Origin of the sequence: Microcoleus sp. BROC3, from assembly GCF_036702515.1 — a bacterium.
In the GTDB taxonomy this organism is placed as follows: domain Bacteria; phylum Cyanobacteriota; class Cyanobacteriia; order Cyanobacteriales; family Microcoleaceae; genus Microcoleus.
In genome coordinates, this window is sequence record NZ_JAUBTQ010000043.1 from 38213 (window position 1) to 60435 (window position 22223).

Annotated in this window: 23 protein-coding genes; 12 read left to right on the forward strand and 11 right to left on the reverse strand. The window is 45.9% G+C overall.

Translation table 11 applies throughout. The annotated features are described in order from the left end of the window. Nucleotides 1-255: 255 nt before the first annotated feature. The 3 genes from QUB30_RS23985 to QUB30_RS23995 all read right to left on the reverse strand — a co-directional run bounded on the left by QUB30_RS23985 (nucleotide 256) and on the right by QUB30_RS23995 (nucleotide 2559). Nucleotides 256-636 carry an endonuclease domain-containing protein gene (locus tag QUB30_RS23985; RefSeq protein ID WP_333338494.1) on the reverse strand — a complete coding sequence of 127 codons (381 nt, stop codon included), beginning with the start codon at nucleotides 634-636 and terminating at the stop codon, nucleotides 256-258. A 420-nt stretch (nucleotides 637-1056) separates the two neighbouring features. Next, on the reverse strand, nucleotides 1057-2145 hold the full coding sequence (gene ald, locus QUB30_RS23990; RefSeq protein ID WP_333338497.1) for an alanine dehydrogenase: 1089 nt from the start codon (nucleotides 2143-2145) through the stop codon (nucleotides 1057-1059). A gap of 171 nt (nucleotides 2146-2316) precedes the next feature. Beyond that, complete coding sequence (locus QUB30_RS23995) at nucleotides 2317-2559, reverse strand: hypothetical protein (protein ID WP_333338500.1); 243 nt, start codon at nucleotides 2557-2559, stop codon at nucleotides 2317-2319. Nucleotides 2560-2891: 332 nt separating this feature from the next. Between QUB30_RS23995 and QUB30_RS24000 the strand changes: the two genes are divergently transcribed. The 3 genes from QUB30_RS24000 to QUB30_RS24010 all read left to right on the forward strand — a co-directional run bounded on the left by QUB30_RS24000 (nucleotide 2892) and on the right by QUB30_RS24010 (nucleotide 6761). Next, entirely contained in the window at nucleotides 2892-4430 is a 1539-nt protein-coding gene (locus QUB30_RS24000; RefSeq protein ID WP_333338504.1) for a DEAD/DEAH box helicase family protein, read from the forward strand. Nucleotides 4431-4654: 224 nt separating this feature from the next. Continuing rightward, entirely contained in the window at nucleotides 4655-5869 is a 1215-nt protein-coding gene (locus QUB30_RS24005) for a DUF790 family protein (RefSeq protein ID WP_333338506.1), read from the forward strand. A 172-nt stretch (nucleotides 5870-6041) separates the two neighbouring features. Further along, on the forward strand, nucleotides 6042-6761 hold the full coding sequence (locus QUB30_RS24010; RefSeq protein ID WP_333338509.1) for a DUF2786 domain-containing protein: 720 nt from the start codon (nucleotides 6042-6044) through the stop codon (nucleotides 6759-6761). 91 nt (nucleotides 6762-6852) lie between these two features. On the opposite strand, the gene QUB30_RS24015 is transcribed toward QUB30_RS24010, so the two are convergent. Then, the gene (locus QUB30_RS24015; protein ID WP_333338511.1) at nucleotides 6853-8733 is read right to left on the reverse strand and encodes a tetratricopeptide repeat protein; all 1881 of its coding nucleotides are present in this window, start codon (nucleotides 8731-8733) and stop codon (nucleotides 6853-6855) included. A gap of 8 nt (nucleotides 8734-8741) precedes the next feature. Then, nucleotides 8742-10136 (reverse strand): ATP-binding protein, encoded by a 1395-nt coding sequence (locus tag QUB30_RS24020; RefSeq protein ID WP_333338514.1) that lies wholly within the window; start codon nucleotides 10134-10136, stop codon nucleotides 8742-8744. A 220-nt stretch (nucleotides 10137-10356) separates the two neighbouring features. Between QUB30_RS24020 and QUB30_RS24025 the strand changes: the two genes are divergently transcribed. Further along, nucleotides 10357-10674, forward strand: a complete 318-nt coding sequence (locus tag QUB30_RS24025; RefSeq protein ID WP_333338517.1) for a hypothetical protein — start codon at nucleotides 10357-10359, stop codon at nucleotides 10672-10674. 153 nt (nucleotides 10675-10827) lie between these two features. On the opposite strand, the gene QUB30_RS24030 is transcribed toward QUB30_RS24025, so the two are convergent. Both QUB30_RS24030 and QUB30_RS24035 read right to left on the reverse strand, forming a co-directional pair. Further along, on the reverse strand, nucleotides 10828-11388 hold the full coding sequence (locus QUB30_RS24030; RefSeq protein ID WP_333338520.1) for a Uma2 family endonuclease: 561 nt from the start codon (nucleotides 11386-11388) through the stop codon (nucleotides 10828-10830). A 233-nt stretch (nucleotides 11389-11621) separates the two neighbouring features. Continuing rightward, complete coding sequence (locus QUB30_RS24035) at nucleotides 11622-12338, reverse strand: GUN4 N-terminal ARM-like repeat domain-containing protein (protein ID WP_333338523.1); 717 nt, start codon at nucleotides 12336-12338, stop codon at nucleotides 11622-11624. On the opposite strand from QUB30_RS24035, the gene QUB30_RS24040 reads away from it, so the two are divergent. After that, a complete protein-coding gene (locus tag QUB30_RS24040; RefSeq protein ID WP_333037637.1) occupies nucleotides 12337-12510 on the forward strand; it encodes a hypothetical protein in 174 nt (57 codons plus the stop codon). The genes QUB30_RS24035 and QUB30_RS24040 overlap by 2 nt on opposite strands. Nucleotides 12511-12570: 60 nt before the next feature. Here QUB30_RS24040 and QUB30_RS24045 read toward each other — a convergent pair whose 3' ends face one another. Continuing rightward, a complete protein-coding gene (locus QUB30_RS24045; RefSeq protein WP_333338526.1) occupies nucleotides 12571-13143 on the reverse strand; it encodes a hypothetical protein in 573 nt (190 codons plus the stop codon). 241 nt (nucleotides 13144-13384) lie between these two features. Beyond that, entirely contained in the window at nucleotides 13385-13594 is a 210-nt protein-coding gene (locus QUB30_RS24050) for a hypothetical protein (RefSeq protein ID WP_333242925.1), read from the reverse strand. Nucleotides 13595-14566: 972 nt separating this feature from the next. Between QUB30_RS24050 and QUB30_RS24055 the strand changes: the two genes are divergently transcribed. The 4 genes from QUB30_RS24055 to ruvA all read left to right on the forward strand — a co-directional run bounded on the left by QUB30_RS24055 (nucleotide 14567) and on the right by ruvA (nucleotide 18761). Beyond that, complete coding sequence (locus QUB30_RS24055) at nucleotides 14567-17200, forward strand: AAA-like domain-containing protein (protein WP_333338528.1); 2634 nt, start codon at nucleotides 14567-14569, stop codon at nucleotides 17198-17200. A 69-nt stretch (nucleotides 17201-17269) separates the two neighbouring features. Further along, on the forward strand, nucleotides 17270-17737 hold the full coding sequence (locus QUB30_RS33960; protein WP_445300539.1) for a type II toxin-antitoxin system RelN family antitoxin: 468 nt from the start codon (nucleotides 17270-17272) through the stop codon (nucleotides 17735-17737). Then, a complete protein-coding gene (locus tag QUB30_RS24065; RefSeq protein ID WP_333338531.1) occupies nucleotides 17727-18116 on the forward strand; it encodes a type II toxin-antitoxin system RelE/ParE family toxin in 390 nt (129 codons plus the stop codon). Before QUB30_RS33960 ends, QUB30_RS24065 begins: the two co-directional genes overlap by 11 nt. Before the next feature lie 21 nt (nucleotides 18117-18137). Then, nucleotides 18138-18761: a Holliday junction branch migration protein RuvA gene (gene ruvA / locus QUB30_RS24070; RefSeq protein ID WP_333338534.1), complete on the forward strand. Its 624-nt coding sequence runs from the start codon at nucleotides 18138-18140 to the stop codon at nucleotides 18759-18761. A gap of 293 nt (nucleotides 18762-19054) precedes the next feature. On the opposite strand, the gene QUB30_RS24075 is transcribed toward ruvA, so the two are convergent. Further along, on the reverse strand, nucleotides 19055-19627 hold the full coding sequence (locus QUB30_RS24075) for a hypothetical protein (RefSeq protein ID WP_333338536.1): 573 nt from the start codon (nucleotides 19625-19627) through the stop codon (nucleotides 19055-19057). A 239-nt stretch (nucleotides 19628-19866) separates the two neighbouring features. Continuing rightward, a complete protein-coding gene (locus QUB30_RS24080) occupies nucleotides 19867-19998 on the reverse strand; it encodes a hypothetical protein (RefSeq protein WP_333338539.1) in 132 nt (43 codons plus the stop codon). A 56-nt stretch (nucleotides 19999-20054) separates the two neighbouring features. Between QUB30_RS24080 and rpsO the strand changes: the two genes are divergently transcribed. The 3 genes from rpsO to aroF all read left to right on the forward strand — a co-directional run bounded on the left by rpsO (nucleotide 20055) and on the right by aroF (nucleotide 22161). Next, entirely contained in the window at nucleotides 20055-20324 is a 270-nt protein-coding gene (gene rpsO / locus QUB30_RS24085; protein WP_333338543.1) for a 30S ribosomal protein S15, read from the forward strand. A 95-nt stretch (nucleotides 20325-20419) separates the two neighbouring features. Further along, a complete protein-coding gene (locus QUB30_RS24090; protein ID WP_333338545.1) occupies nucleotides 20420-20893 on the forward strand; it encodes a PAM68 family protein in 474 nt (157 codons plus the stop codon). Nucleotides 20894-21099: 206 nt separating this feature from the next. After that, on the forward strand, nucleotides 21100-22161 hold the full coding sequence (gene aroF / locus QUB30_RS24095; protein WP_333338548.1) for a 3-deoxy-7-phosphoheptulonate synthase: 1062 nt from the start codon (nucleotides 21100-21102) through the stop codon (nucleotides 22159-22161). Nucleotides 22162-22223 lie beyond the last annotated feature (62 nt).

Below are 22223 nucleotides of genomic sequence, written 5' to 3' on the forward strand. Positions count from 1 at the left end.
GGTTCTCACTTTGTTGAGAGTTTTTTGGCAAGATCGATCGCCTTTTATTGTTTTTTCTCAACCAAGGACGATCACTCTTTCTGTTTTCGTCAATAATACAATCCCATTACCTGGCTTTGCATCAGCAACTAGCACAACGACTGAATTATGCCGCCTAATATTTTATCCGATCGCCTCGATCGCATCCAGCCACCCATTCAACTCCCCTCCCTTCATGTCCCCCCCTTCTTAAGGGGGGCTAGGGGTGATCTAGCCTCAAAAATCACCCTCAATCAAACCCAACAACTCCCCACAAACCCCCTCAAAACTCTGCAACACCTCAACATTCGTAAACCTGACAACCTTCAATCCATACCCCTGTAAAATCCCGGTTCTTTCTGCATCATATAGTTTCCCTTCTTCCGTAAAATGACTCTCCCCATCAATCTCAATTACTAACAGTAAAGCCGCACAATAAAAGTCTACGATAAAATTGTCGATCGGTCGCTGTCTCAAAACTCGAAAAGGGAAATTTCTCAGAAAATCCTGCCACAGTTTTTTTTCCGCAGGAGTTGGATTTTTCCGCAGTTGTTTGGCGATGGGGATGAGTTTTCGGTTGTATGGTAGGTGGAAGTTGGAGTCGTTTAGTTTTGGCATGATCCCGGTACGATCCCCCCTAACCCCCCTTAAGAAGGGGGGGACAAGATGTTAATGGAAATTATAGTAGAAGGAGGGATCGCTTGTTTGGGATGGGGAGGGATCTCGCTCTTTTTGGCATGGAAAGGGATCTCGCTCTTTTTGGCATGGAAAGGTTGATCGCTCTTTTTGGCATGGAAAGGGCGATCGCCTTTTAATGCTTTTTCTTGATCGAGGGCTGCATCAGCAACTAGCGCAACGACTGAATTATGCCGCCTAATATTTTATCTGATAACCTCGATCGCATCCAGCAAGCCATTCAACTCTCCTCACTCAAAGTCCCCGTTCTTAAGGGGATTTAGGGGGAGCGAGACTGTGGTTCCTACCCGCACCAAAATACTATTTAGATGCGGGATAGCTTACTTTAAAAAAAATGGGAATCTAATCCGCCAAATCGGGGAAAACCTCGCGCACGGCCGGATGCACCAATCGGTGGTTCTGCACGTTCAATCCCTTCGCCAAACTCGGATTCATTTCCAAAGCTTTAATCCCGCTATTTGCCAACTGCAAAACATAAGGCAAAGTGCTGTTATTCAAAGCTTGAGTCGCAGTCCAAGGCACGGCACCGGGCATATTCGGCACGCCGTAATGCACAACTCCTTCCTCAACATAAGTAGGATTTGTGTGAGAAGTTACCCGCAAAGTTTCCACGCAGCCGCCTTGGTCAACGGCTACGTCAACAATCACAGAACCGGGGTGCATCTTCGCAACAAATTCGCGAGAAACCAGCACCGGAGCTTTTTTACCTAAGACCAAAACCGCACCGATTAACAAATCAGCATCGGGAACAACTGCTTCAATTTGCAAAGGACTGCTGTAGAGGTATTCTACTCGGGAACCGAACAGAGTTTCTAAATAGGCTAGGCGATCGACATTTACGTCTAATATCTGCACTCTCGCGCCCATTCCTACAGCAATTCTGGCTGCTTCTGTGCCGACAATTCCGCCGCCCAAAATCACAACTTTACCCGGTCTTACCCCCGGTACGCCGCCCAAAAGCACTCCTCTGCCACCTTGCTGTCGTTCCAGAAACCGAGCTCCGAACTGCACGGACAAACGCCCTGCAATAATGCTCATCGGCGTCAGCAGTGGCAATTTTCGGTCCGGGAGTTCGACGGTTTCGTAGGCGATGGCCTGGACTCCGCTGCTGATTAAATGCTCGGTTAATTTGCGATCGGCCGCCAAGTGCAAATATGTAAACAGCAACTGCTCTTTTTCAATCAGGGGATACTCAGCAGGCAGCGGTTCTTTAACTTTAACAATTAGTTCGCGCTTCCAGACATCTGAAGCCTTTAAGACAATCTTAGCCCCTGCTTCAACGTAGTCCTCGTCCGCGAAACCGGCCCCAGCGCCTGCATTCGTTTCCACGAAAACTACGTGGCCTTTGTCCGAACAAGCCCGGACACTTGTGGGACTGAGCCCGACTCGAAACTCTAAATCCTTGATTTCCTTGGGGACGCCTATTTCCATCTATAACCTCTAATCTCAGCCTTACCTCGACTCTAGCTTAGAAATAATCCGATCGGCATCATGTTTTACAATACCATTTTAGATGTTAGATTTTGAACCCCCCGTTTACAGCCCCCGACTTTTCCAATAAGTCTGGCTTTTAGAGGAATTTGGAGATACTAGATTTGGAAATTATGCTGTGCGGGCGAACATTTTTTTTATTTTCAGCCACTGCGATCGCACTTTCCCAAATAGGTCATTTCCCATAACGTCGATCGTATTTTTAGCTCGCTCTAATTCTAACATTAGTTGTTGGATCTGAAGCTGCGATATCTCTAATTCTGACAGAGCTTTTTGCAAATGAACCCGCACTTCTTTTTCGCCGGTGTTTTTCACGATCGCAATATCGCGATCGCCGAGAGACTGAAGTGCCAAAAATACTATTTCCCTGTTATTTCCTCAAAATTCATTGACCGATCTCGCCACACCGTAAGGTAAGATTTCGCATAGTGACCAATTCATGCAGTCATTAAAAATCAACACCCCTGCCGCTTGCACTGCGGATGTTTTTCTATATATTTCAGGAGTTGGCTTATATTTTTGAAGGTAAAATTATATTCTAACCTTCAAGCGATCGCACGTCTATTTCTATTTTGCAGAAGTCTAATAGATTTTATTAAAGTAAACTAGCCTCAAGAAAGTCTGCTGTCAATATATTCGATCGGTCATTTATAATTTAACAGCAGCGACCCAGGTCTCTAAAAAAAATGCCACGCACACCTACCTTAACATTCGATCGCGGAACTCTATTGCTGCACCCGCCGCCCAAAGGCAGAGACTGGGTGGACTTTGCCACTTGGGACGATCGCGTGGAAAAATACCGCATTCGGGCGATTCACTACCGCCCGCTGGTAGAATGCCTCCAAGCCGAGTGCATTCATTTCACCGACGAAGCTAGGGGATACGAACTACTCGAACTCGTACCCAGCGTGGAAATGCAGCCTTACCCACATCAAGAACAAGCCCTCGTCGCTTGGCAGGAAGCAGGAAGCCAAGGAGTAGTCGTCCTCCCCACCGCTTCCGGCAAAACTTATCTGGCACAATTAGCCATGCAAGTCACTGGTCGCAGTACATTAATTGTAGTACCAACTCTCGATTTAATGCACCAGTGGTATGCTAATTTAAAAGCAGCTTTTCCCGACATAGAAATCGGGTTGTTGGGCGGAGGTTCGCGGGACAAAACGCCAATTTTAGTGGCAACCTACGACAGTGCAAGTATTCATGCAGAAACCTTGGGCAATAAATACGGCTTGCTGGTTTTTGACGAATGCCACCATTTGCCAACCGACTTTTATCGAGTAATTTCCGAATATGCGATCGCGCCTTTTAAACTCGGACTGACAGCCACACCCGATCGCACCGACGGCCGCCACAGCGATTTGCATTTTCTCATCGGCCCCACAGTATTTAGCAAAAGACCCGAAGATTTGGCAGGCGATGCTTTAGCAGACCATAAAATAGTTCAAATCATGGTAAAACTGTCAAAAGAAGAAGGCGATCGCTACGCCGAATTGATCAACATTCGCAACGACTTCTTAAAACAGTCTAACATCAAAATATCCAGCCTCGATGGTTGGAAACAGTTTATCATGGCAAGCGCGCGATCGCCCCTGGGACGGCGCGCCATGCTAGCCCACCGCCAAGCCAAAGAAATCGCCCTTTGTACCGAAGGAAAACTGCGAATCTTAGCCAAAATACTAGCAGAACACTCTCCCCAGCGCACCCTAATTTTCACGGGTGACAACGCCACAGTTTACCGAATTTCCCAAGAATTTCTCATCCCCACAATTACCCACCAAACCCCAGTCAAAGAACGCCACGAAATCCTCGATCGCTTTCGCAGCGGCGAATACAAAACCCTCGTCGCCTCCCACGTCCTCAACGAAGGAGTGGACGTTCCCGACGCCAGAATTGCTATCATATTATCAGGCACCGGCAGCGAACGCGAATACATCCAGCGATTGGGTCGAGTTCTCCGCAAAAGCAGCGATGTAAATAAGTTAGCAATTCTCTACGAAGTCGTCACGGAAGACACCAGCGAAGAAAGAACTTCTCAACGCCGCCGAGGAGGAATGCAGCCTCACAAACCCCAACCACAAACACAAATAGAACCGCCCAAGCCAGAATATCAGAAATTAGAAACTGTCAAACCGACACCCATTTACGGAGTCAACCGAGAGACAACCAAAAAAGCAGCAGAATCACCCGCAAAATGGGGAGAAGACAATGATGAAATTCCCTGGTAGCAAGCCTAAACTAAGCTGTCGCGCAGTTAAATTGCATATTCAGGGCGGGCGGGACACCCCACAAGAGTTGGATTGTTTTTTGATAGACAATTTAAATGCAGAACAGCTTATTTCTGAACACTCTCTTTCTTTCTTTCTTTCTTTCTTTTTTTCTTTTTTTCTCTCTCTTCCCTTCGCGTTCTTCGCGGCCTCGCGGTTCGTTAAAAATAAAAAACTATTAACAAATGCTACCCACTGATTTATTAAGTCACCGCCAAAACGGGGAATCAATCATCCCGCTACGCCTCAAGATAGATGCTAAAAACTTAGAAGCAGCTACTGAAACGATCGACTGCTTCCAAGAGTCGATCGGCAAAACCCAAGGCGAACTCGACGGACGCTTGCTAGAATTAGAAGGCGACAGCCCGGATTATCGGCTGAAACGGGGATTAGCGCACCTGCTGAAAGGCGGTTTCTCCACCTTGGAAGTCATCAGTCCCCTAGAACCCTCAGAGTTGAGACAGCGGGTTTTTGCATTGTCCGCGCGATCGACTCCCAGCCCTCAATCCACCCAATTAACCCTGGAAAAAGTAGCAAGTGAACTCAGCCAAGACTTAAACAGAGAAGTTTTGCCTCACGAAATCACTACAGGTTTATACGCCGATTTAAACGAAAACAAAATCCTCACTGAGTTTAATGCACCAACTCCGGAAAACTTGCTTCACAAATACAATCTTTCTCAAGTTCAAGGCATATTTTACCGTGCAAGTCAAGTCCAATTAACCGCCCACCGCAACGATCCGGGAGAATACAAACTCTTATTTCGCTATCTGAAGCTATTTCAATTAATGACTTACATTGAAGGCGATGCAGACCACGGTTTTACACTGACAATAGACGGGCCTACAAGCTTATTCAAACCCAGCACCCGCTACGGCTTAGCCCTGGCGAAAATGCTGCCCGCACTGCTGCACGTCACCAAATGGAGTATGCACTCGACACTGCACACAAAAGACCCTTTTAGCGGCGTTTTGAAAACAGGTAAATTTACCCTAAATTCCGACTGCGGTTTAGTCAGCCACTATCCCCCTGGCAAGCCTTATGATAGTATGTTAGAAGCCGCATTTGCTGAAAGATGGAATTCCACAAAAACCGAGTGGCAACTAGAGCGAGAAGTTGATTTAATTCCGATTCCAGGTAGCGTGATGATTCCCGACTTTCGGTTAGTGCATCCCGACGGGCGAGTATTTTTATTAGAAATAGTTGGTTATTGGCGGCCGGAGTATTTGCAAAAGAAATTTGCACAAGTACAGAAGTCTGAATGCGATAACTTGATATTAGCTATTTCCGAACGGCTGAATTTGGAGAAGGCTGGGGTGAATGTAAATGACGTGCCGGCAAAAGTAGTCTGGTTTAAAGATAAATTGCTGCCTAAATCAGTCCTGGAAGTCCTCGAATAGTATACCAATCCGCCCATGAGTTGCGAACTTATTTCTCTCTCTGCGCCCTCTGCGCCCTCTGCGGTTCAAAAAAATCCTCCTCAAAAAATATCGCACATTCCCAGCTATACTAAAATGGGATTTTACCCAAATCCTTGCCACCGCGTAGTCTCACCCTAAAACCGATTGAAAAATGGCAGACACAAGTATTGTCGAAAGAATCAAAAAGCTGTTAGCCCTCGCCACCTCATCCAATGAAAACGAATCGACTGCGGCGGCCGAAAAAGCTTCCCTTTTACTGGCACAATACAATCTCAGCCTCGCGGATTTAGGGCCAAATCACCAAGAAGAGATTGACGAAGACTCAGTTGAAACAACATCGAAATTTGTTACTTGGAAAATGATGCTGCTTTCGGGAATTGCCGACGCTAACGGTTGCAGTGCCATGCGAAACACTTATAATGGCAGTATGTTTTTGGTGGGAACTTCTACAAACCTGATTGTTTGCAAACATCTGTACGAGTATTTGAGTTCTGCAATTGAAAAAAGGGCTAAATACCGCAAAGGAAACGGGAGGGGGTTGGCGTATCTGAATGCTTTTCGGGTTGGATGCGCGACAAGGTTAAGACAAAGATTGTTGGAACAAAAACAGGAGATGGAAAAGTCGGGGATTCCGGGTTCGGGCGATGCGGCGGCGACTCCAGCGATTGTAGTGCGATCGATGTTTGAGAAAAATCAACAGGCGATCGCCGATTATCTAGAGGGCCGAGGGGTTAAAATTAGAACGAGAACAGATTCTCAAGTCAGCAGCGAGGCGGGTTTTAATTCGGGGTATGAAGTGGGCGACAAAATTAGTTTGCACAAGCAAGTGCAGCCGCAAGGGGATATGAAGCAACTTAATGAATGTCTGTGAGTTCTCGATAGTAATTGATGGATAATCAAAACTGGGATAAAATTAAAGCAAATTACAAATTAGGTCAATCTGTGCACTAAAAAGTTGCGTATCATCCACCTTTATCCTGACTATTCTTAATACTTTGGAAAACTTGCCACAAGATAAATGTAACCATTACGCTAAGGAAAAGTGCAGCCAATCCCAAAATTATCACTGATAAAATAACAGAAAATATTCCTATTAAGGCTAAGGCAAATAATAATCCAGTAAATATTGGTATAACCAACCAATGTTTAAATGCCAGTCGAATTAAAGATTTAAATAACTGGGAGTATCTTTGCTGTTCTAAATACAAAAAAACCAATTTAATATGTATTGCTATCTCTCGTTCATATTCCCCAAGTTCCTTGGCAATTGGCAATGTCTGCTCGTATAACTCAATAGCTTGTGGTTTGTATCCTAGTTTTAAATTGGTAGAGCCTAAACGAGCCAATGCTACCATTTCCATGTCACGAGTGCCTGTTGTTTGTGCCAATAATATAATCTGCTCGTAACAACTTTTTGCTTTTATGTAATCTTTTTGCTGAGAGTAAATACCTGCCACACTAACCAGAGCAAAAATTTCTGCTTCACTGTTATTGACTTCACTTAGAAGAATTAATATTAGCTGATAATACTCTATAGCTTTAGGATAGCTTTTTAGTTCCTTATAAGCTTCTGCAATACCCAATAATACAGCTATTTCTCCCTGGTTGCCCATCTGTCGCACAATTGGTAAAGCCTGCTGATAGCACTCAATTGCTTTGACATAATCTTTTGAAGCTACATAAGTTGTTCCCAGACCAAACAAGACCAAAAACTCTCCTTCAATGTCGCTTTTTATTTGTCGCACAATGCTCAAACTTGCCTGGTAAAAATTAATTGCTCGATCGTAATCCTCTTGTAGGTAATAAATCCATCCCAAATCTTCTAGTGCCCGTCTCTGACCCAAGGGATCTTGTATTTCTTTTGCTAGTGATAAATGCTGCTCGTGACACTCAACCGCATTGGTATAATCTTTAAGACGGCGGTAAACTGCACCCACATCTCTGAAAGATTTTTCCACACCTTTACTGTATTGAATCTCTTGCATAAGATTCAAGCTCTTCTGCTGGTATTGCATAGCTTTAACATAATCTTTACGACAGCGGTAAACCACACCTAAACTTCCTAATGCTGCTCCTTCAATTTGGCGGTCTGAAATTTCTTTTGCAATGAGTAAGCCTTCCTTTAAATACTTTATTGCTTGAGTATAGTTACCCTGGATATGGTAAAAACCGCCCAAATTTGTTAATGCCGTGCCTTCCATGCGACGGTCTGGGATTTGCCGTGCAATAGCTAAACTATCCTGATAGCACTTCATTGTTTTAGAAAACTTTCTTTGAGATAAATAAGTATTTCCTAGATTTCCCAAAACTATCCCTTCTAGACTGCGGTCTTGAGTTTCCTGTGCAATAATCAAGACTTTCTCATGGTATTCAATCGCTATTTCATACTTTCCTAAAGCTTGATTCGCATTCCCCAAACCATTTAAAAAACTAGAAGTGCGTGTCGCGACTTTATGTAAAATGCGGCTATAAATTTCAATTTGTTCTAAATAGTATCCCCAATGACCCAGTTGATTGTGTAAAGCTTGATTTGTTGGTGTTTTTAAATGAGTAAAAAGGATTTGACTTGCTCTTTCCCAGTCTTCCACTTCGCAGAGATGGTGAAATGCTTCCAAGTATCCCCGGACTTTCTCAAGATTGGAAGCATCCGGCTTCACTTTGTACCTCGTCAGCCAATTTTTAACCGCTCTGTACTGAGCGCGTTTACAAGGGGACAGTTCCCTAAACTCCGGTGCTGCTAGATCGATTCCCAGATTAGCCAGCATCCACTCTCCCGGTGGCGTGATGCCAACATCCAAACCATTTTGACTTTTAAAATCAAATTCAGCAAAATTACTGTTCATATTGTCCACTACCTCGCTGTCAAATTTTTCAAATGCTCTAATGCTACGCTGCGAATTAAATTGTGCTGTCGCAAGTGTACCTCATCGTCAATTAATTCTTCTTCTACCAAAAAGCGATCGCGCAACGCATCCAACGCTAACTCTTGCTTCTCCTCATCGCAATCCCAATCTTCCAAATGACTTAGCCAAAACTCCTCCCGTACTCTACAGCGATACACCGAAGCTTCGCAAAGCAATCGATAGGCATTCAAAACATCTTTTTTCAATCTTTCAAACGTCTTTTCCAGCCGGACTCGCACATTTTTTCGCAGTTCGCGAGTATATCGATCCAGTCGCCAGTCGTCATCGGCTGATGCCGTTATTCCTTTGGTCTTAGCTTCCTCAATTGCCTTCTCAACTTCTTCAATTTCCTGCCCGTATTTATTCCAATAACCCGCCACGTTACCATAAAAAGGCTGACTGCCAATTTCCCCAGCAATCACCCGCAAAGCCAATGGATGCCCTTCATAAGCAGCCCCGATTCGTTCTAAATAAGGTTTATTTGGTGAATCTATTTCAACCTCTAGTCCTGTTTGATCGAACAAGTCTAACTGTTCTGATGCTGTCAGTCCCTTCAATTCTTGACAATACCAAAAATTTTTATAACGGGCCGGAATTTGCTCTGGCAAATCCTGCGATGTTACGATGATACGACTTTGGCAAGATTCTACTGCCAAAAAAGTTTCCAAAAATTTTGCCCACAACTCATCCTGAAAACCATTCCAACCTGCTTCTTCATTTCCTTTTAAAATCAGTTCCAGAGAATCTATCACCACCAAATACCGATTTTCTCGCAATCGCTCGACTAATCGATTCAGCAACCGCTGTGTATCTTTGCGGTCATCTGGCGTAATGCGTTCTCCCCACTTTTCCAACCATCGAATCGCCACACTAGCAAAATCAGAAGCTTGCTGTTCATTTTCAAAATTTTCCTGATGAAACTTACGACCGTCGTCTTGTAACTCCACCGCCAATCTTTCAGCTAAAGCCGTTTTACCAATTCCCGCAATGCCAAGAAGAATTAACAGGCGACATGAACCCTGAACTTTCTCTGCGAGTTGAGTAATCAGGTCTTTTCGACCAACCCAAGCATCGTCACAAGCAAAAAACTCTGCTCTCGAATCTGTCTGAGACAAGGGACTATCATCAACAATATCTTCCCAGTTATCCACTTCTACAGCCTTGCAAATATTGACAAAAGCTGGTTGCTCAATAGGAATCCCCCGCCAAAACCGCTTTAAAACTGATACTGAAGTTAGGGCATCTCCGCACCAGCGAGGAGCGTGTTTGTTCAAGCCTTTCTTTCTCCTGGCCAGATCGACAATTTTTAACCCAGATTCCGATGCTCTCAGAGTAGCTGCCATGCTGATTTTTTAACCTTCAGTAACCATATTTAACTTATAACATCAGCCAATTTGTGGCGCGGCTCAATTTTGGCTCACTTTTGGATACAGCGCCAGATTTGCGTTGAAATAGAGCCGTCAAACCTTTGCTGTTCAAGGAATATAGAGATGGGAAGCAAGTTAGCCGATCGATCGCTCATTTCCCAGTTAAAACAATCATTTCTTCATCATGAGTAAGACTATGCAAGCACAAAATTTCGTTCAACTGGAACTACCAGGCGTTTTACCTCAAAAAAACGACACCCTCAAACAAATAGAAGAAGCAATGCAAGGAATACTAGACCTAACATGGAAAACTGTGCTACTTCAGATATCACCACGCAGCACTAAAGAACTGATGCGACAGCACGGAAAACTGATGGCTCTCAATGATAGAGAAGCAAGAATTAAAGTTTCCTCAACACCACTTTTGCTAATGGCAATTCAAAAACTTCCCGATGTTGAATCAGCATTCAGAAAAGCTTTTGGAACAACAATTAAAATCCATCTCGAAGTGTAAGTGATATCATTTCCGGTGACAGCGTATTATTCAATGCTTTGCCCGCGTGCGGTGCGTGACAGTCAATAGTCCCACCGCCGCGAGTTAAAGTTTTCCCTTTGTCACGCACCCTACGACTGATATCTTGCACAGAGTACGATCGCCCTCAATTAATCAATCAATCAATTCGGCTTCTTCAAAAATCAGTCTAGTCGTCAACTCCAAACCAGGCAGCAACTCATCCACAATCGGTGTATTATCGGTATAAACTTGAGTCAAACCATCCGTCAAAAAACTTCTAATTAAAATACCCTCTGGATCGATCGCCCAAACTCGCGGAACACCCGCAGCCAAATAATCTTTCGCCTTCTCTTCAAATTCCTTCATACTTTGATCCGGCGATATAATCTCAATCACCAGTTCAGGAATTGCAGGACAAGGTTCATTTTGCCGCCAACTTTTCGGCAGACTTTCATAAGAAATGTACGTTAAATCGGGAACAGGTGCCCAATCTTTATCCTGACGTTTTAACAAAATTGCCCATTCTGGAAGCACTCGCCCGCGTCCTTTACACCATACACGAATCAGGCGACACAAAGCTCCCTGTAAACTGGAATGAAAAAATTTTGGAGACACTTTAGGAACTGCTTCACCATCTACAAACTCACAATATATATCTCCGTCGGGCAAAGCTAGAAATTCTGCTAAAGTGAGTTTGGTTCCTATGCCTACCATGACTCCCAGCCCTCTTGCTAATTAGTTGATATAAGTATTGTATAAAATTTTCCAAATTCCTTAGAAGTGCGATCGCCCTTCTCCCTCTCTCCCAAAAGTGGAACAGGCGTCCCGCCTGTGAATTTCTGTGAATTTCTGAGCCTCAAAAATCCAAATCCCAATTCCCCAAAAACAATAGCGGGGCCGGCCATCCAGCCCGCCCCACATTCTCCAAAAGCCCGACCGAAAACCATTCACTTCAACCAGGCAGGATGAGCCATCAAAGCTGCAAAAGGCTGCACTCCCCGCAACTGATTCGACAGCGGCAAATGACCCCTAGGCGCGCTCAAATCCCAAATAAACTCTTGCGGATACCGCGTCCAATTATTCCCCTTCTTCCAGCCAATTAGCGGCCACAACTTATCCCAATTCTTCCCCGAACCGAGCCAAATTTCCCGCTGCACCGAAAAGCCAAATTTGCCTTCGGAATGAACTTTCCACAGCGTATTAATTGTTTGCAAATCCGTTACCGGCAAATTTTCAACTTGCGTAAAATACAGCCACTTTCTCTGCGGGGTAGTTCCCCCCGCCAATTCACAAAGCTTGTCTAAAGTCAAGCGATCGGCTTCTTGAAATTCCTGTAACGCCAATAATTGTTGCAGCGGAGTGTAATCAACGTTAGAGTCCGATCGCAGCGGCACAAGCCCAGTCGGAAAATTCGCTTGCAAAAACTCCGTCGCTCTCGGAGAATTAGCACTGTAAAGAATTTGGTAAGCCTTACCCATTACCGCAGTCGGTGCATCTGACTTGCGCTCTAATAAAAATTCCATCAATACATCCCAACCGGAATCTGCTATTTGTTGTTGCAGCAGTTGCAGTTGAGCTTTTTCCGAACCCGACCTCAACTGAGAGCGGAGTTCGGCTGTATCGGCCGCCGAGTCTAGAGGAGAAGTAGAAATCGAGTCAGTCATGAGAAACTATCAGCTATCAGCTATCAGCTATCAGCGATTAGCTGAAGCCCTGGTTTTCCCCCATTGTACAATGGTACTGACTCCGATTCACTTCTCTGTACTCGGAGGCCTGCGCGCCACGCCGCCTGGTTTAGCCGATCGCCCCCACCCTCTTCGCCAATGGCAGCAATAGCAAATAAGTCTACCATTTGAATTTTACGATCGATGCCATGTCAAAGAGTTTTTCTTGAACCTAGTCGTCCACGATGGAAACCCATGCAGAGAACGAAGGCGGAAAAAAGTTTATGTCATATTCCGAGTCTTCCCACTCTTTGACCCAAAGCGGCACGGCGCCGGGGCTAGGAGTTGCAGAAAAGGTGCGTTCTTTGACTTCGATAGTGTGAAATAGCTGTTTCAAGGTATCTCCCCGATCCAAAGCTTCGCTGAGGATGTCATCCAACTCAGGATCGACCCGTTTGACGCGGTTTTTGTCCTCCTCAAGCCACAGAAGTTTTAAAGACTTCAGATCCCTCGGACTGAGGATGCTCTTGTAGTAAACGCGCTTGAGAGTCGCTACGGGCTCTAAAGAGCGTTCGATCCGGCGAATTTGCTGAACTCGCAGGTAGTGCCATTCCGCTAAACGCTTGCGTTCCGAAGGCGGGATAACTCCCTTCCCCGCTGCGTGTTTGTAGTCGTAGTTCACCAAACTGCAAGCCATATTCGCCAGCAGGTGAATCAACTGTTTTTCTTTCGGTGTTGCCTGACGCCGTTCCTGGGTTCTTGTCAATACCCGCTGTCTGCGAGTAGTTTCGAGAATATTTTCCATTGGGTTTTTACGAGATGAAATACGATTGTGCCCGATCCAAATCCCGAACATCAGAAGGTAAGGAAGTTGAGAGGGGGGGAAACTCCACCGACAGACTCGCCTTACCTGTTTATTTTCCCATTTACCGTTCTTTGAAACTGACTCCAACCCCCGGGATTAGGTAGAGTGATTTTAGGATCGAGTTTTAATCGCCTCGATGAAAGGCGGTTACGACAACAAACACAACCACTGACAGCGCCAATTATTTCCTACCTTTACCCGTTTTTACCTCTTCTTGCTCCCCATCTTCATTCGTTCCAGTGTAGTTAAAGTCGGGACGACTCTCCCAAGCCGTCAAACTCCTGGCTGATGAAGGTTGTGGGACGATCGCAGAAGCGCTGGCACTACCTGCATAGAAAAAGCCGATGCCAGCCGAGGCAATTACCCCTAATACTAAGATGCTGTTTTTCATGTTCGATGACCCTGATTTGCGTAGATTGACTCTTTTTGGCAAACCCGATCTGTCAGAAGTGGGTTGATGCAATAGCCCACTTGTCTTCTGAGAAATCTGCCTGCCATAATCAATTTAGACAGGCACACCCGCTTGCGATCGGAAACGCCGGAAGTGACGTGTTACTAACGTCCACGATCATCCACCAACCAGAATTTTTTGGGTAGTGGAGCGAAAGCCATCAGGGCGTCGATCCATCAGGGAGTTATGCCATCAGGGTGCTAATCCATCGGGTAGTTAAGCCATCAGGGCGCATCTTCTACAATTAGCCACAGACTTAACTTTTATAATAGTTGAGCCAGTGGTTAGCCCGGTACTGACAATGCCTTTAAGAATTAAATTTTTTGTGGATTTATCCCGAAAAATTTGTCCTTAAGAATCCCCGCGCTTGCGGAAGTCCGGGGAGTGTCAGCAGCATGGAATTCCATGCAATCTAAGTCAACTAAAAAAACGCAGATTAACGATATCTCCCACTCAAGCAGTCCTCAGCAAAACGCTGGGGTTTTTTATTGACAGCCATTGCTGAGCCTTTTCCTCCGGCAGAAGGCAGCCGGATCTCCAGGCAGGAGTTTGACGACACTGCGGTTATGAGTTTCCCTGGCAACATCATACCATCGGGTGAATTTTAAAGTAAAATTGTAAAAAATTGTGAATTAAATGGCATTTTGGCGTTGGTAATCAGAGCGAGTGAAAATTAACATACTTATCTAAACGAATGTGAATAACAAGGGGTGTGGGGTACGGTCGCTCGCTCGCAGGATATGGCGGGAAAGGTTGCAAAGATACGGTAAAGATTGAGAAAGAGAAAAGTGAATTAGTGGACAATAAAGAAAGACGAACAAAAATTTTCAACCATAGTAAGCTGGCAATAATTGCAATTTATAACCTTTCGATCGCACACCAGAGGGGCGCAGCATCTTGATGAATTCGCAGATGACAGCAGAAGTCAACTCAAGCTACCAATATCAAGTCGGAGGATATTTGCCTGCCGGTGCCCCCACCTATGTCAGGCGATCGGCCGACAGCGAACTCTACGAAGGACTCAAAGCCGGACAATTCTGCTACGTGTTGAGTTCGCCGCAAATGGGAAAGTCCAGCCTGCTAGTGCAAACTGCCAAAAGATTGCAAGCAGAAGGTACAGTTTTTGCCGCCATCAACTTGAGAAGCATCAGCAGCCCAGATATCTCCCCTCACAAGTGGTACGCCGCCATCATGTACCGCATGGCAAGCAGTTTGCACCTCACAAACAGATTTGATGCCATCAAGTGGTGGAACGATCGCGAACTGCTGTCGCCAGTGCAGCGATTAGAGATATTTATCGAAAAAGTTCTGGTCAAGTCAATTCGGCAAAACCTGGTAATTTTCATAGATGACATTGACAGCACCAGCCGTCTAAATTTCAGTACCAGCGATTTTTTTGCGTTGATCCGGGCTTGTTACTCCAAGCGGGCAGAGCAGCCGGAATACGATCGCCTGACTTTTGCTGTTCTGGGAGTAGCAGCCCCCTCAGAATCGATCCGAGATCAAAGCTGCAACCCTTTTAATATTGGACGGCCGATTAATCTAAGTCGATTTCAACTAGATGAAAGTTGGCCGCTAGCAAAAGGATTGGCACTCAAAGCGTTTCGCCCCCAAAAAGTGCTCCAAGAAATATTAACTTGGACGGGCGGTCAACCGTTTCTGACTCAAAAGGTTTGCCACTTGGTACTTGAATACGGGCCTTTCATTGGCAGAAATTCCGAAGCCCAGCAAGTTGAAAAACTGCTGAAACACAGAATTATTAAAAATTGGGAAGAACGGGACGCAACCCAACATTTGACAGCAATTCGCGATCGCATTTTCCACAGCCACTGCGACCTCACCCGGCTGTTAACGCTTTACCAGCAAATTTTGCAACCGCCCGACCCGAAAAAAACGGAAGCGCCGGGAGTACCTGCCAATTACTCTCCCGAACAAATCGAATTGCAACAGTCAGGACTGGTTGTTAAATATCAGGGAAAATTAATAGTTAGCAACCTAATTTATCAGTCAGTTTTTAATCAGTTCTGGGTGGAAAAAGAGCTGGGAAAATTGGCTCCGTACCGCTCCGCGCTAGCAGCATGGCTGGCTTCCGACCGCGAAGATGAATCGCTGTTATTGACTGGGGAAAGTTTGCAGTCAGCTTTGGATTGGGCGGCGAACAAAAAATTAAGCCAAGAACACTATTGGTTCTTGAATCCCGATCGAACTTTTCGGGAAAAACCGACAGTCGTTGTCGCACAAGTTGCAGAAAGCAGCGCAGACACCGGCGCAGAAAGCAGCATTCTCACCCCGCCCTCAGAGACGGTTCCAACTGGCAGCAGCGAACAGAGATTGTACGACCACATCGTCTCCTGCGTAGAAACAGAATCGCCCGCACAGGTGATCGAGCGGTTCCGAAAGCTATTTATCGACGGCATGGGCTATCCCGATCGAGAGATTGAAGCAACTTTGTACAGTATAGTCTCCGTCAAGCGATCGGATCAGCACTTTAAATATATCCTCCACCGCTGCTGCTACATCCCGATCAACCGCTGGCAATTGCATTCACAAAACCAATTCGCGATCGCAAAGTTGGTAGCTTTATTTAAGCAGACTTCTCCCCGATTTGGGATAGAATTTTACATAGTCAAGCGCTTGCAAGAACAAATAGCCTTTTTTACTAAAAGTGAAGAATTCCAGACCATAGAGCGCTTAGTCAAAGCCTTAGATAGAGAGGCGGAACCGCAGCAACAAGATAGTGATTCTCCTTTGGGCGAATTGATATGTCGGTATCCTTATTTGTACGGCCATTCTTTGCTGAGCAAGGACAGCATTGAGGAAGACCAACAAACTATCAAAAAACTGGCATTTCAAAGACAGCGACAATTTGAAACACATTTGTCTCAATATTTAAATTATTTGGTTGAGCCGAGAAATACAGAAATAGGAATTGTGCAGCGGGCGGCTAATCCCACACTTTTGAACGATGCAGAACTGCACTTAGCGGTCAGGGAATTTGCCGGAAAAGTAACGGGCGAGCGCAGCTACAAAGAAGCGGCTCAATTTTTCCTGAGAGATGCCAGACAAACTCCATCTTACGGCTCATTTAAAGTGGATTTATATGAATATTTAATATCCTCGGTCGAACCAGAATACGGCGGGCGTCAATTTAATGACCGTTTGTACAAACAAATCAAAAATACATTGCGAGAAAATGACGCGGTGAAATTCAATAATCTATTGTTAGTTCGGACTTGCCACCAGTTGTTCAACTTCTTAGTAGTGGAAAATTCTCAACATCCCAGCCACTACGTTTTTTACGACTTGGTGTACAACCTCGGTGCCAGCAGGACAATGGGTTTATTGCTGAAACTTGTACTGCTTTCGGGCAAAGTTAAACCAGAGTTGGAAAAGCGGTTTTCTATTTTGTTTAATCACTATGAAGGTAAAGCTTCTAATGAAATTATGTGGTTTGTCAAATCGTTGGAAAATTTCAATGTGGCTTTGGTTGTGAATTTTGGCAAGACGGATTTGTCTTTGGTTAAACAGCAGCTTATTTTGAATTGACAACAACAAAATTGCTCGGGCTGCCTTATATAATGATAGTATTAACTCAAAAAAATAAAGGCAAAATACATGAAAGCATTTGAAGTCACAGGAACGATCGACGAAAAAGGTCAATTAATTCTCGATCGACCTTTAACACTAGACACTCCGGGCCCCGTGCGAATCATCGTCCTCTTTCAGGAACCTACGGATGAAGGTGAAGACGACCCCGACGATACTCTAGTTGAAGAAGTAAAAGCCAGTCTCAGAAGAGCGTTGCAGCAAGCCAAAGCCGGACAAACCAGACCAATCTCTGAACTGTGGGAGAGAATCGATGCCGAAAAAGGTCAATTATTGCTCGATCGACCTTTAACACTCGGTATTTCCGCTCTTCTACGCATTATTCTCCTTTCCGAACCTATATATGAAGCTGAAGAAGATCCAGACGATACTCCAGTTGCAGAAGTGAAAGCCAGTCTCAAAAGGGCATTCCAGGAAGCTAAAACCCGACAGCGAATACCTCTTTCTCAAATGTGGGAGGGCATCGATGTCGAATGAATCCGATCATCTAGTTCAAATCGATTTAACGCCTGAGTGTAAGCGAAATTTGCGTGAATTATCCAAAAAGTATCGACAAATCCGGCTAGATACTCAGCCCGTAATTGAACAAATACAGGCTGGCAATTTTATTGGCGATCGCATTCCCGGAATGGGCGAAGATTATATCATCTTAAAAGTCCGGGTGAAAAACAGCAACATCCAAAAAGGAAAAAGTGCAGGCTATCGCATGATCGATCAAGTCGAATCGCCGTCGATCGTACTTTTGTTAACCATTTACTCAAAATCCGTGAAGCGAAGCTATCCCGAAGGGAATCGCGCAGATATCAGTCTCAACGAAATCCGCAGCATCATAACCGAGTTTGATGAAAGCCAATAGCGGTGTATTATTATTAATTTTATGATTAGCTATCTCAAAGGCACAGTCGCCGATATCGCCAAAGGCAGCAACCGCGTCATATTGACTCTGGAAGTCAATCAAATCGGCTATGAAATCCAAATTTTGCCCCGCGTGACCGGTCAATTGCCAGCATCCGGCGAAGTCGCCCAAATATTTACCCACCAGCAAGTTAAGGAAGACCAAATCGTATTGTACGGTTTTGGCAGCGCGGCCGAACGCGATTTGTTTCGGCAGTTGACGAGTGTCAGCGGTGTCGGTGCTCAACTGGCGATCGCACTTCTCGATACTTTAGGATTGCAAGATTTAGTCCAGGCGATCGTCGGCGGTAACACCCGCATCCTCGCCAAAACTCCGGGCGTGGGAACAAAAACCGCAGAACGTCTCGCCCTCGAACTCAAAAGCAAACTCTCGGAATGGCGACAGCAAGCAGGTTTGACAACTTCAGTTGCCGCCGGAGTCTCCCCAGCTATTCAAGAAGAAGTCGAGATGATCCTGCTGGCGATGGGATACACTGGGGCTGAAGTCTTGCAAGCGCTGCAAACCCTCAGTCAAGACAGCACTTTGTCCGCCAAAGGTAATGCCGATGATTGGATACGTGAGGCGATCGCCTATTTGAGCCGATAGCAACTCTGGACACGGCAATGCCGTTTCCCTACTTGAAACAAGCTTCTGTTGATGTATACGAGACTTTGAGTCGATCGCAAGTCGCAATTCACTTTTCCCCGCAAGGGGATTGAAACTCTTTTTAAATTATTGAATTTTAAAAACGGACTAGCAATGTCGCAATTCACTTTTCCCCGCAAGGGGATTGAAACATGAAAATACAAGTAGTCTCTGACATCTAGAGTCGGAATTCACTTTTCCCCGCAAGGGAATTGAAACTCTTTAATTGAAGTGAAGGAAGGGGGCGTGGCTGATTATTGCGCGGGGCGCTTAAAGCTCACCACAAAACTTCTCCCTCCGCTCTTGTCTTTGCCTCTTGGCAGCACGCAGTGTTGCCAACTCCAGCGGATTGGACCAGCGATTAAATAGGCGTCTCCTGCATGTTGTTCGAGTTCAAAGACGGGGCTATTGGCATCTTTGCGAAAGCCAATGACGCGGTTGTTGGAGAGGCTGATGGCGAGGATTCTCTCTCCGTGTCGGTGGTTGTCGATGTGCCATTTGAACTGGGCCGAAAGGCTGCCGAACCAATCCGTGACGCGGTATTGATTGGGCATCTCATCGAAGAACCCACGGTCTTGTAAGGTCTTCCCCCAAGCGAGCATCCAGGGGCTTGGTGGCGGGGTTTCTTTGCCGGGGGCTCCGCGACGGATGGGCGCGTCGGCCTCTGGGGGTGTGGTTGGCTCGGGGGTGTTGTGTCCGAAGTCTCCGTAGTAGCGAAAGAGTACATCGCCTGGGTTCTTGGTGTACTCGTCATTTGCCACAATGAGGTCTACCTCTTTTTGAGACAGTAACTTGGGGAAGGTCTTTAGACCGGGTGGCTTTGCCATTTTGTTCCGGGGTTTTTCTTATTGTGCGTTTGCTGTGTCGATCGCGCCAGCGGCCACCCACCACAGCGGCCAGAATTTTATTACGTTTGGTGGGTGCCGTAAAAAGCATTTATGCAGGGTACTGGGCCTTTATCCACCAACCATTATAGAAATATCTTTCGACATTATTATAGGGGTCATCGCAACTCTCGGGGTTGTTTGCCGGGGTCAGACAGAGAGTGTGCGCGCCGTTGCTGGCGCTAAAGAATGTGGTACTGTTGGCGATCGCTGGTTTCAAAGTCGCCATTCTCTTTTCCCCGCAAGGGGATTAAAACTCGCCATGCGAACTCTTGCAGCAAAAATTTTATCTCGCACCCTGCACCCTTGTTCATTGGCTGTGGTACAATTGCAGATTGTGACATCGTACAAAAAAAACTAAAATCCATTCATGCCACTTACACAACAGCGCAAACAAGAAATCATGGGCGACTACCAAACCCATGAAACCGATACCGGTTCAGCAGATGTCCAAGTCGCGATGCTGACCGATCGCATCACCAAACTCAGCGCCCACCTGAAAATCAACCAAAAAGACTTCGCCTCCCGGCGCGGTTTGATGATGATGATCAGCCGCCGCAAGCGCCTGCTGGCATACATCCAAAAGCAAAATGTCGATCGCTACAAAGCATTGATTGCCCGTCTAGGCATTCGCGGCTAAACACCAAAGCCAAAATTTGCGACAATATTCTTTAATCTTGGACAAACACCAAGACTTATTGAAAAATGTTCGAGATTTCAGGTGAGAGATAAAATATGTCCTCCGAACCACCCCGCCAGCGCTTGCCTTTTGAACCGGCAACAAATCGTAAAAAAACGCCTAAAAAGCCCCCAGAACCCCAAGCAAACGCAGCCTTAGAGTCTGATTCTGCCGACAAGCAGCCCAAAGCTAACAAAACCGGAAAACAGGCGCAATCCATCCCAGAAGCAGTCAGCAAACGCATGATATCCCGCATAGCGGTATTCTGCGGCATACCGACAATCATGGGAATTTCCACATTTTTTATAAGCTATTTGGTAGTCAGCAACGGCTTGTTCGATCTGCCCAACACAGCAGTATTACTCGTAAGCATGGGCTGTTTTGGTCTAGGGGTTCTGGGATTGAGTTACGGAGTCCTCTCGGCTTCCTGGGATGAAGAAATTTCAGGAAGCACTCTGGGGTGGGAAGAATTTAATACCAACTTTGGACGGATGCGAGAAGCGTGGCGCGCCGCCAAGCCCAAAAGTTAGTCATTAGTCATTAGTAATTAGTCATTAGCTAACAACTAAGGTGTTAACCATCTAGAGTTTGTCCTTGGAGAGGGAACAAGAACCCGCCCCACAACAATGCTAATAATACTGATATAAATAGATTCTCGATCGCCCATTGCATCTATTTTTCTCAGTGCATCAGTGTCACGATCCGTTTCTAGCCCAACTGAAAAGGCAAAAAAAATATGATTATTGTAATGAAAGCCGGCACTCCAGAAGCCGAGATCGATCGACTAGACGAAGAGCTCCGCAGTACCTGGGGTTTGATCCCAGAAAAAATCGTCGGCCGTTACAAAGTTGTCATGGGTTTGGTAGGCGAAACCGCCGAGCTCGAACCTCTGCAACTGCGCGAAATGAGCACCTGGATTGAAGAAGTGCTGCGCGTGGAAAAACCCTACAAGCGCGCTTCTCTGGAGTACCGCCAAGGAGAACCCAGCGCAGTAAAAGTTGCTACTCCTTTAGGAACTGTGACGATCGGCCTAAATCACCCGATCGCGATCGTAGCAGGCCCTTGCTCGGTCGAAAACGAAGAAATGATTGTCGAAACGGCAATGCGCGTCAAAGCTGCTGGAGCTCATTTTCTCCGTGGTGGCGCGTACAAACCGAGAACTTCCCCCTACGCCTTCCAAGGCCACGGCGAGAGTGCTTTGGGATTGCTAGCTGCGGCCCGGGAAGCTAGCGGTTTGGGAATTATTACGGAAGTTATGGATGCGGCCGATTTAAGTGCGATCGTGGAAGTAGCGGACGTGATCCAAGTCGGGGCGAGAAATATGCAGAATTTCTCACTGTTGAAGAAAGTCGGAGCTCAAGACAAACCTGTTTTGCTGAAGCGTGGCATTTCCGCCACCATTGAAGAATGGTTGATGGCTGCTGAGTATATCATGGCTTCTGGCAATCCGAACGTGATTTTGTGCGAGCGCGGAATTCGCGGGTATGACAGGCAGTATACGCGCAATACGCTAGATTTGTCGGCAGTACCAGTATTGCGGACTCTGACTCACTTACCGGTGATGGTTGACCCCAGTCACGGCACCGGTTGGGCGCAGTTTGTACCGTCAATGGCGTTTGCTTCGATCGCCTCTGGTACAGATTCGCTGATGATTGAAGTGCACCCGAATCCGAAAAAAGCTTTGTCTGACGGGCCGCAATCTTTAACACCGGATCAGTTCGACAAGTTGATGGAAGAATTGGCGGTAATTGGTAAAGTCATGGGACGTTGGCCGCAGCCCGTGCCAGTTTTGGCATAGAAACACCAGTAATAAGTAGGTCATTGCCAAAAAAACCATAGTATTCACAAGGTACTATGGTT